This is a genomic window from Streptomyces sp. NPDC020362 (assembly GCF_040642095.1).
Classification (GTDB): Bacteria; Actinomycetota; Actinomycetes; order Streptomycetales; family Streptomycetaceae; genus Streptomyces.
This window is the reverse complement of the sequence record NZ_JBFAET010000093.1, coordinates 25,399-35,220: the sequence shown is the minus strand read 5'-3', so window position 1 is coordinate 35,220 and position 9,822 is coordinate 25,399. Positions and strand designations below refer to the sequence as shown.

General features: G+C 74.5%; 7 protein-coding genes and 1 pseudogene. 5 read left to right on the top strand and 3 right to left on the bottom strand.

Going from position 1 to position 9,822, the window contains the following annotated elements:
* The first annotated feature begins 145 nt into the window (after positions 1–145).
* Together AB0H32_RS28055 and AB0H32_RS28050 are read left to right on the top strand one after the other, a co-directional pair.
* Complete coding sequence (locus AB0H32_RS28055) at positions 146–616, top strand: DNA starvation/stationary phase protection protein (protein ID WP_361125630.1); 471 nt, start codon at positions 146–148, stop codon at positions 614–616.
* Positions 617–833: 217 nt separating this feature from the next.
* On the top strand, positions 834–1,112 hold the full coding sequence (locus AB0H32_RS28050; protein WP_361125617.1) for a hypothetical protein: 279 nt from the start codon (positions 834–836) through the stop codon (positions 1,110–1,112).
* Here the strand turns inward: AB0H32_RS28050 and AB0H32_RS28045 are convergent.
* Genes AB0H32_RS28045 through AB0H32_RS28035 form a run of 3 tightly spaced genes read right to left on the bottom strand, consistent with a single transcriptional unit; the run spans position 1,060 to position 7,746 of the window.
* On the bottom strand, positions 1,060–1,824 hold the full coding sequence (locus tag AB0H32_RS28045; protein WP_361125615.1) for an SDR family NAD(P)-dependent oxidoreductase: 765 nt from the start codon (positions 1,822–1,824) through the stop codon (positions 1,060–1,062). The two genes, AB0H32_RS28050 and AB0H32_RS28045, sit on opposite strands and share 53 nt — an antisense overlap.
* Before the next feature lie 32 nt (positions 1,825–1,856).
* Complete coding sequence (locus AB0H32_RS28040; protein ID WP_361125612.1) at positions 1,857–2,702, bottom strand: DNA-formamidopyrimidine glycosylase family protein; 846 nt, start codon at positions 2,700–2,702, stop codon at positions 1,857–1,859.
* 43 nt (positions 2,703–2,745) lie between these two features.
* Positions 2,746–7,746: an ATP-dependent helicase gene (locus AB0H32_RS28035; protein ID WP_361125609.1), complete on the bottom strand. Its 5,001-nt coding sequence runs from the start codon at positions 7,744–7,746 to the stop codon at positions 2,746–2,748.
* A gap of 104 nt (positions 7,747–7,850) precedes the next feature.
* Between AB0H32_RS28035 and AB0H32_RS28030 the strand changes: the two are divergent.
* From AB0H32_RS28030 to AB0H32_RS28020, 3 genes and pseudogenes are all read left to right on the top strand, one after another.
* Positions 7,851–8,813, top strand: a pseudogene (locus AB0H32_RS28030) (AraC family transcriptional regulator).
* Complete coding sequence (locus tag AB0H32_RS28025) at positions 8,792–9,469, top strand: AzlC family ABC transporter permease (RefSeq protein WP_361125627.1); 678 nt, start codon at positions 8,792–8,794, stop codon at positions 9,467–9,469. The pseudogene AB0H32_RS28030 and the gene AB0H32_RS28025 overlap by 22 nt, the downstream one beginning before the upstream one ends.
* Entirely contained in the window at positions 9,466–9,774 is a 309-nt protein-coding gene (locus AB0H32_RS28020; protein WP_361125606.1) for an AzlD domain-containing protein, read from the top strand. The genes AB0H32_RS28025 and AB0H32_RS28020 overlap by 4 nt, the downstream gene beginning before the upstream one ends.
* Positions 9,775–9,822: the final 48 nt, after the last annotated feature.

Genomic DNA, 9,822 nt, shown 5'->3' with positions numbered 1-9,822 from the left:
CTGGGGAAGCCCGGCCGGGGCTTTCGTATGGCCCGACTGCGTGATCCGCATGTGATTTCTGTCTCTTTTGCGTCCATTTGCCGGTATTCGGCGGTGAGGTCATCGTGGGAGGGACGTGATGGCACCGACCCATCGGAGGAAGCGGATGTACGTCGTGAAGAGCCCGTTGTCCGACGGCGACCTCAAGATCGTGTCCGAGGCGCTGCAGGGCGCCCTCCTGGACCTGGTGGACCTCTCGCTGGTGGCCAAGCAGATCCACTGGAACGTCGTCGGACCTCGCTTCCGCTCCATCCACCTCCAGCTCGACGAGGTCGTCGCCTCCGCGCGCACCCACTCCGACACGGTCGCCGAGCGGGCGTCGGCGCTGGGGGTCCCGCCCGACGGGCGCGCGGCCACGGTGGCCTCCGGCAGCGGAATCGGGAACACCCCGGCGGGCTGGATCAAGGACACGGACGCGGTCCGGGCGATGGTGGGCGCCCTCGGTGCGGTGATCACCGGGATGCGGGAGCGGGTGAACGCGACCGGCGAGGCGGACCCCGTCTCGCAGGACATCTTCATCGGGATCACGGCGGACCTCGAAAAGCATCACTGGATGTTCCAGGCGGAGAACGCGTAAGGGAGGCGGCCGGAGGACGGGTGTCCGGTGTCGGTTCGGCGCCCGGGGCCGGGCTTTCCGTCCGGGGGCTGCCGTCCCCCGGGCCCTGCCGTCGGCCTTCGGCCTTGTCCACTAGTGCCGTACGGGCTCGTGCGGTCCGGCGTTGCATCTGTGAGCCCTCGGTGCGCCTTTCGCGCGGGGCGCATGGCGTTCTAGCGTCCGGCTGGAGGTGGCGGCCATGGTGAGGCGGGTGGTGCGCTGGGGGGCTGCGCTCGGATTCGGTGTGGTGTGGTGGTGGGCCGTGCTGCGGCTGGCGTTCGCGGACGGCGCGGGCGTGCTCGAAGGGGCCGTCGCGGTCGGCGGGTGGGGGCTGAGTCTGCTGCCGGTGCACTGTGTGCCCAAGGGGCGGGCGGAGGGGGCCGTGGAGGCGGGGAGGTGGTCGGCCGCCTGGCAGGCCGGCGACGCTACCAGGGCATCGCCACACCCCCGTTCGGGCGCAGGATCTGACCCGTCGTGAACGCCGACGCGTCCGACGCCAGATAGAGCACCGCGTGCGCGACGTCCTCCGGCTCGCCGACCCGGCCCAGTGGTGACATCCGGGCCATCCGGGACTCGGTGTGTGCCTGTGCCTCCCGGTCGTGGCGGTCGGTCATGGGGGTGCGGACCCAGCCAGGCGCGACCGCGTTGACCCGGATGCCGTGCCGGCCGACCTCGGAGGCCAGCGTCTTCGTCAGCTGCACCACGGCCGCCTTCGCCGCGCCGTAGCAGAGCAGCCCGGGGCCGCCGGTGTCGACCGCGCCGGACGCCATGGTCACGATGCTGCCGCGGGTGCCGTGGGCGAGCATCGTCCGGGCCGCCTCCTGACAGGCGTACAGCACGCCCTTGAAGTTGACGTCCAGTACCCGGTCGAGGTCCTCGTCCCGGGTTTCCAGGACCGGGCTGCTGTGCATGATCCCGGCGATCGCCGCCAGCACGTCCAGGTGCTCGCAGGAGCGCACGGCCGCGCCGAGTCCGGTCCGGTCGGTGACATCGAGGACGTGGGTGCGGGCGGTGCCGCCGCGGTCCTCGATCAGCTTGGCGGTGCCGTGCAGTCCGTCCGCGTCCCGGTCGGCGCAGTGCACCGTCGCGCCCGCCTCGGCCAGCAGCACGGCCGAGGCCCTGCCGATGCCGCCGGCGGCTCCGGTGACGAATGCGGTGCGTCCGGTGAGGTCGTACGCCGTGAGGGGCATACAGGGACGGTACGAGCGGATCTGACGGTCCGTCAATTAGCTGGACGGGGGCGGCGGGTGCGCCGCTGCTGCGGTGCTCCCGGCGTCGGCGCCGGGCCCGTCTGGCAGGCCGGGCACCAGTAGGTGGGGCGCTCCTGGGAACCGTCGCCCTGGTCGGCCACCCGGACCGAGGTGCGGCAGCGCAAGCAGGGCCGGGGTGCGCGGCCGTACACGAAGAGGTCCTGGCGGTGCACGCCCGTGGTCTGGCGCACCGGGCGGTCGCGGTTGGCCTCCAGCAGCCTCTTGGCGAGGGCGGGCAGCCGGGCGGCGCGGTCCGCGGGCAGGGCCCCGACCGGCAGCCAGGGAGTCACGCCCAGCAGGAAACACAGCTCGCTCTTGTAGATGTTGCCGATGCCGGCCAGATTGCGCTGGTCCAGCAGGGCCTCGCCGAGCGGGCGGGCGGGGTCCGCGAGGAGGTTCTCCAGGGCACGCTCGGGGTCCCAGTCCGGCCCGAGCAGGTCGGGGCCGAGGTGCCCGACGACGCGCTCCTCCTCACCGGTGCGCAGGAACTCCAGCACCTGGAGGCGGTAGCCGACGGCCGTGCGGTCCGCGGTGCCGAGGATCGCACGGATCTGGTGCGCCGGTCCGCCCCGCCAGCGCTCCTGCGTGCCGTACACCTTCCAGGCGCCCTCCATGCGCAGGTGGGTGTGGAGGGTCAGGCCGCCCTCGAAACGGGTGAGCAGATGTTTTCCGCGCGGGGTGGTGCTCAGGACCGTACGGCCGGTGAGGTCGACCGTCGCGTATTTCGGCACCCGGAAGTCGCTGCGGGTCAGCACCTTTCCCGCGAGGGCCTCGTGCAGCCGCCGCGCGGCCTGCCAGACCGTGTCACCTTCGGGCATGCGTCCAGGGTGCCACGGTGGGGTGGGGCCCGGCGGGCCCTGATCAGGCTCTCAGGCGCAGGCCACGGGGGGTCGCGATGAAGCCCGCTCCCTCCAGAAGAGTGCCCAGCGGAGAGGTCAGAGCCTGGGCGCCGTTGACCCGCTCCACCGTGACCGTGCCCAGGGAGCCCGCACGGGCGGCCGCGGCCAGGGCCTCGGCCGCCGTCCGCAGACGTGGATCGTCGGTGGCGGCGGCGTCCGGCGCCGAGGGCCAGGCCAGCAGCGTCTTGCCGCCGCGCTCCATGTAGAGCGTCAGCTCGCCCTCCACCAGCACGACGAGAGAACCCGCCTTGCGGCCCGGCTTGTGTCCGGCCCCCGTCGGCGGCTCGGGCCAGGGCAGGGCCGCTCCGTAGGCGTTGGCAGGGTCGGCCGCGGCCAGGACCACGGCCCGGGGGTCGGGGGCCGAAGGGCCCGTACGCCGGTCGCCGAAGCCGCGGTACGCCGACGAGCCGTAGGGGGCGGCGGAGCCCCCGCCCCGGGGCCCGCCGTAGCCGGGGGAGGCGAAGGGGCCGTCGGCCGGAGCCAGGTCGCGGGGCGAGACGTAGTCGCCCCGGGTGCCGGGACGCTCCTTCGACGGCCGGCCGCAGTCGCCGGGGCCCGCCGGCGGCCAGATGAAGTCGTCGTCCAGGCCCGGGTGGGCGAACGCGCCCTCCACCGGGTCGAAGCCGTTCGGGGTGGTGTGGCCGCCGTCGAGGAAGAGCGAGGGGTCTGCGCCCCCGCTGCCGAAGGCGTCCGGGAGACCCGGGGCGGGAAGGTCCGCGCCGCGTTCACGGGCGTTGGACACCGCACGGAGGCGATCGACGGCCCCGTCCATCGCGAACTGGGCGGCGCCCAGGCCCTCGACCACATAGCCGCGCCTGGCCTGACCGCTGTCCTCGAAGGCGGACAGCACGCGGTACACCGCCGAGAAGCCGCCCTCCACGCCCTCAGCGGCGACCGCTCCCCGCGTGACCACGCCGTGCCGGTCGAGGAGGGTGCGAGCCCGGCCGTGGGCGCGCACGGTCGCGTCCGGTTCGGGCGCGGGAAGCAGCGACCAGCGGCCAGCCACCGTCGGCGGACCGGTCCGGGAGGCGGTGCGGGCGGCGGCGGTCAGCGAGCCGTAGCGCCCGCGCGGGACGGCGCGCTTGGCGCGGTGGGCCGTCGAGCCCGCCGTGCGGCCCGAGCCCAGCAGGGAGCGCATCGGGGCGAGCGTGTCGTTGGTGAGCCGTCCCGACCACGCCAGGTCCCACAGGGCGTCGGCCAGTTGGGGATCGGTGACGTCGGGGTGCGTGGTGGCGCGGACCTGGTCGGCGATCTGCCGGAAGAACAGGCCGTAGCCGCCGGAGAGCGCGGACAGGACGGACTCGTGCAGCGCGGTCGGTTCCAGGGGATGCGGTGTCGGCAGCAGCAGCGGGGCCGCGTCCGCCAGGTAGAGGGAGACCCAGCCGTCCTTGCCGGGCAGGGCACCCGCTCCGGCCCACACCACCTCGCCCGCTGCGGTCAGTTCGTCGAGCATCGCCGGCGTGTAGTCGGTGACGCGGGAGGGCAGGACCAGCTTCTCCAGCGCGGAGGCGGGTACGGAGGCCCCCTGCAACTGCTCGACGGCGCGCACCAGTCCGTCGAGGCCGCGCAGTCCGTGGCCCTTGCCGATGTGCTGCCACTGCGGCAGGAACTGGGCGAGAGCAGCCGGCGGCACGGGCTCCACTTCGTGCCGCAGGGCTGCAAGCGAACGGCGGCGCAGCCGGCGCAGCACGGCCGCGTCGCACCACTCCTGGCCGATGCCCGCCGGATGGAACTCGCCCTGTACGACCCGGCCGCCCGCGGCGAGCCGGTGCAGGGCGCCCTCGGTGACCGCCACGCCCAGACCGAAGCGTGCCGCGGCGGTGACCGACGTGAAGGGGCCGTGGGTGCGGGCGTAGCGGGCGAGGAGGTCGCCGAGCGGGTCCTTGACCGGCTCGGTGAAGGCCTCGGGCACGCCGACCGGCAGCGCCGTGCCGAGCGCGTCGCGCAGCCGGCCCGCGTCCTCGACGGCCGCCCAGTGGTCCTGGCCCGCGATCCGGACCCTGATGGCCCGGCGGGCGGCGGCCAGCTCCCGCGCCCACCGCGGTTCCGCGCCCCGCCCGGCCAGCTCGGCGTCGGTCAGCGGGCCGAGCAGGCGCAGCACGTCCGCGACGCCCTCCACGTCCTTGACCCGGCGGTCCTCCGTCAGCCACTGCAGCTCGCGCTCCAGCTCGGCGAGCACCTCCGCGTCGAGCAGCTCGCGCAGCTCCGCCTGGCCCAGCAGCTCGGCCAGCAGCCGGGAGTCCAGGGACAGCGCGGCGGCCCGGCGCTCGGCGAGCGGGGAGTCGCCCTCGTACAGGAACTGGGCGACGTACCCGAACAGGAGGGAGCGGGCGAACGGGGACGGCTCCGGCGTGGTGACCTCGACGAGGCGGACCTTGCGGGACTCGATGTCTCCCATCAGCTCCACGAGCCCGGGGACGTCGAAGACGTCCTGGAGGCACTCGCGGACCGCCTCCAGGACGATCGGGAACGAGCCGAACTCGCTCGCCACCTGCAGCAGTTGGGCCGCGCGCTGGCGCTGCTGCCACAAGGGGGTGCGCTTGCCGGGGTTGCGGCGCGGCAGCAGCAGCGCGCGGGCGGCGCATTCGCGGAACCGGGAGGCGAACAGGGCCGAGCTGCCTACCTGGTCGGTGACCGTCCGGTCGACCTCGCCCTTGTCGAAGGCGACGTCCGCCGCACCGACCGGCGCCTGCTCGCTGTCGTACTCGGTGCCGGCCTTCATGGGGGCCTGGTCGAGCAGGTCCAGGCCCAGCAGGTCGGCGTCGGGCAGACGCAGCACGATGCCGTCGTCGGCGTGCATCACCTGCGCGTCCATGCCGTACCGCTCGGAGAGGCGGGCGCCCAGCGCGAGCGCCCAGGGGGCGTGGACCTGGGCGCCGAAGGGGGAGTGGACGACGACCCGCCAGTCGCCCAGCTCGTCGCGGAAGCGCTCGACCACGATCGTGCGGTCGTCCGGGACATGGCCGCACGCCTCGCGCTGCTCGTCCAGGTAGGACAGCACGTTGTCCGCGGCCCACGCGTCCAGGCCGGCCGCGAGCAGCCTCAGCCGGGCGTCGTCCCTGGGCAGCGCGCCGACCTCGCGCAGGAACGCGCCCACCGCGCGCCCCAGTTCGAGCGGGCGGCCCAGCTGGTCGCCCTTCCAGAACGGCAGCCGGCCCGGCACACCCGGCGCGGGGGAGACCAGCACACGGTCGCGGGTGATGTCCTCGATGCGCCAGGAACTCGTGCCCAGCGTGAAGACGTCCCCCACCCGGGACTCGTACACCATCTCCTCGTCCAGCTCGCCTACCCGGCCGCCGCCCTTCTTGGGGTCGGAACCGGCGAGGAAGACCCCGAACAGGCCCCGGTCGGGGATCGTGCCGCCGGAGGTGACGGCGAGGCGCTGGGCGCCCGGGCGGCCGGTGACCGTGCCCGCCACGCGGTCCCACACCACGCGCGGGCGCAACTCGGCGAACGCGTCCGACGGATAGCGGCCCGCGAGCATGTCCAGGGTCGCCGTGAACGCCGACTCGGGCAGCGAGGCGAAGGGTGCCGCACGGCGGACCGCGGCGAGCAGGTCGTCGAACTGCCAGGTGTCCAGTGCGGTCATGGCGACGAGCTGCTGGGCGAGCACGTCCAGCGGGTTCGCGGGGACCCTGAGGGACTCGATGGCACCGGTGCGCATCCGCTCGGTGACCACGGCCGCCTGGACCAGGTCGCCCCGGTACTTGGGGAAGACCACGCCGGTGGAGACGGCGCCCACCTGGTGTCCCGCGCGGCCCACGCGCTGGAGTCCGGAGGCCACCGAGGGCGGGGACTCGACCTGCACGACGAGGTCGACGGCACCCATGTCGATGCCCAGCTCCAGGCTGGAGGTGGCGACCACGGCGGGCAGCCGGCCCGCCTTCAGGTCCTCCTCCACGAGGGCGCGCTGCTCCTTGGAGACCGAGCCGTGGTGCGCGCGGGCGATCACCGGAGGCGCGCCCTGCGCCGCCCCCGAGCCGCCCATCAGCTCGGCAGGGGCGTGATGCTCCTCCAGAGGCTCGCCGGTCGCCCGCTCGTAGGCGATCTCGTTGAGCCGGTTGCACAGCCGCTCCGCAAGACGCCGCGAGTTGGCGAACACGATCGTGGAGCGATGGGCCTGGACCAGGTCGGCGATCCGCTCCTCCACATGCGGCCAGATCGACGGCCGCTCCGCCCCCGCGTCGCCGTCGGCCGCCGGGGAGCCGCCCAGCTCGCCCATGTCCTCGACCGGCACGACGACGGACAGGTCGAACTCCTTGCCGGATTCCGGCTGGACGATCTCCACCTTCCGGCGCGGCGAGAGATACCGGGCCACCTCGTCCACCGGGCGCACGGTCGCCGACAGGCCGATCCTGCGGGCCGGCCTCGGCAGCAGCTCGTCCAGCCGCTCCAGGGACAGCGCGAGATGCGCCCCCCGCTTGGTGCCCGCGACCGCGTGCACCTCGTCCAGGATCACCGTCTCCACGCCCGTCAGCGCGTCGCGGGTGGCCGAGGTCAGCATCAGGAACAGCGACTCGGGGGTGGTGATCAGGATGTCCGGCGGCCGGGTGGACAGGGCGCGCCGCTCGGCGGCCGGGGTGTCACCGGAACGGATACCCACCCTGACCTCGGGCTCGGGCAGGCCCAGGCGCACGGACTCCTGGCGGATACCGGTCAGCGGGCTGCGCAGGTTCCGCTCGACGTCGACCGCGAGGGCCTTGAGCGGAGACACGTACAGCACCCGGCAGCGCTTCTTCGGGTCGGCCGGAGGAGGGGAGGAGGCCAGCTGGTCCAGGGCGGCGAGGAACGCGGCCAGCGTCTTGCCCGAGCCGGTGGGGGCGACCACCAGCACGTCCGAACCCTCCCCGATGGCCCGCCACGCACCCGCCTGGGCCGCGGTGGGCGCGGAGAACGCCCCCGTGAACCAGCCGCGGGTCGCGGGCGAGAAGCCGTCGAGGGCTCGGTGTGCGGAGCTGACCATGCCTCCCATCCTGCACCCGGCCACTGACAATCGTGCTGACCTGGCACAACAGCGGGAGACAGGCCGGCGCGGGGCGGAGCGCGGGCGGGACGGACAATGGGCGTATGACGGGTTCGGGGGAGCGGGCGCGGCACTGGCGGTACGAGGAGCTGCCCGGTGTCGACCTGCTGCGTGCCCGGTACATCCGCAAGACCTTCGTCCGGCACACCCACGAGAACTTCGTGATCGCGGCCATCGCCGACGGCGTCGAGGTCTTCCACCACGGCGGCTCCGACGTGTCCGCCGGTGCCGGGGCTCTCGCGCTGGTCAATCCGGACACCCCGCACACGGGCCGGGCCGGCGTGCCCGAGGGCTGGCGCTACGGCGCGGTCTATCCGTCGCCCGAGGTGGTGGCGCGGATCGCGGCCGAGACCACCACGCTCCGCGGTACGCCCGGTTTCGTCAGCCCCGTCCTCGACGACCCGTACACCGTCCGCCTGGTCCACCAGGTGCTGCGTGCCGCCGACGAGGGCAACGCGCTCGCCGCCGACACCCTGCTGCGCGTGGCCGTGACCAGGCTGCTGCGGCTGAACGGCGGGCCGCTGCCGCAGCGGTCCACGAGGTCGGCCGGAGCGCGGACCGCCGCACGCGCGCGTGCCGTGCTCGAGGAGCGGATGGCCGCGCCGCCGACCCTGGAGCGTCTCGCCACCGACCTCGGGACCAGCCCGTTCGCCCTGCTGCGCGCGTTCCGCGACGCCTACGGCATGCCGCCGCACACCTGGCTGACCGATGCCCGGGTCCGCCGCGCGCGGCTGCTGCTGGACGCGGGGACGGCACCCGCCGAGGCGGCCGTCGCCGTCGGCTTCACCGACCAGCCCCACCTCAACCGGCACTTCACCCGGATCGTCGGCGTGCCTCCGGGCGCCTACCAGCGCGAGCGCAAGAACGTACAAGACCCGGGCCGACAACCGCCCGTACCGTCCGGGACGTGGCACACGACATAACACTCGCCGACCGGGCCGCCGACGGCACGGAAAAGCCCGACGCCGCCGTCGTACGGGACGCCCTGGGCGTCGGCGTCGCCGTAGGACTGTCCGGGTTCGCGTTCGGGGTGACCTCGGCCGGCAGTGGACTCGGGCTCCTGCAGACCTGCGCGCTCAGCCTCCTGGTGTTCACCGGCGCCTCGCAGTTCGCCCTCGTGGGCGCGCTGGCCGCCGGCGGCAACCCGTTCACGGCCGCCGCCGGCGCCTTCTTCCTGGGCGTGCGCAACGCCTTCTACGGGCTGCGGCTGTCGCAGCTGCTGGCCCTCCCGCGCGCGGTGCGGCCGTTCGCCGCGCAGTGGGTGATCGACGAGACCACGGCGGTGACCCTGGCCCAGCCGACCCGGCGTGCCGCGCGGATCGGCTTCACCGTCACCGGGCTCACCCTGTACCTGCTGTGGAACCTCACCACGCTGCTCGGCGCACTCGGCGCGAAGGCCGTCGGGGACACCGACGCATGGGGCCTGGACGCGGCCGGGCCCGCCGTCTTCCTGGCCCTGCTCGCCCCGATGCTGAAGACGGTCACCGAACGGGCGGTCGCCGGCCTCGCGGTCCTGCTGGGCCTCGGCCTGCTGCCCGTCCTGCCGGCCGGCGTACCGGTCCTGGTGGCGGCGCTGGCGGCGCCGGCCGCGCTGTTCGCCGAGGGACGGCGCAGCGGCCGCACCCGCAAGGCGGCACCGGACCGGCCGGAGGAGGACCGATGAACACCTGGATCGCGATCGGCGCGACCGCTCTCGGCTGCTACGCCGTCAAGCTCGCCGGGCTGCTCGTGCCGGCGAGCGCCGTGGAACGGCCCCTCGTCCGGCGGCTCGCCGCCCTGCTGCCCGTCGCCCTCCTGGCCGCACTCACGGCCCAGCAGACGTTCGCCGACGGGCACGCGCTCGTGCTGGACGCCCGGTCCGCCGGGCTCGGCGCGGCCGCCGTGGCGCTGGTGCTGCGCGCCCCCTTCCTGCTCGTCGTCGCCGCGGCCGTGGTGGTGACGGCGGGCGTGCGGGCGATCGGCGGGTGAGCAGGACTCGATGCGGGTGGGACGGACCCGATCGGCGGGTGAGGCGGA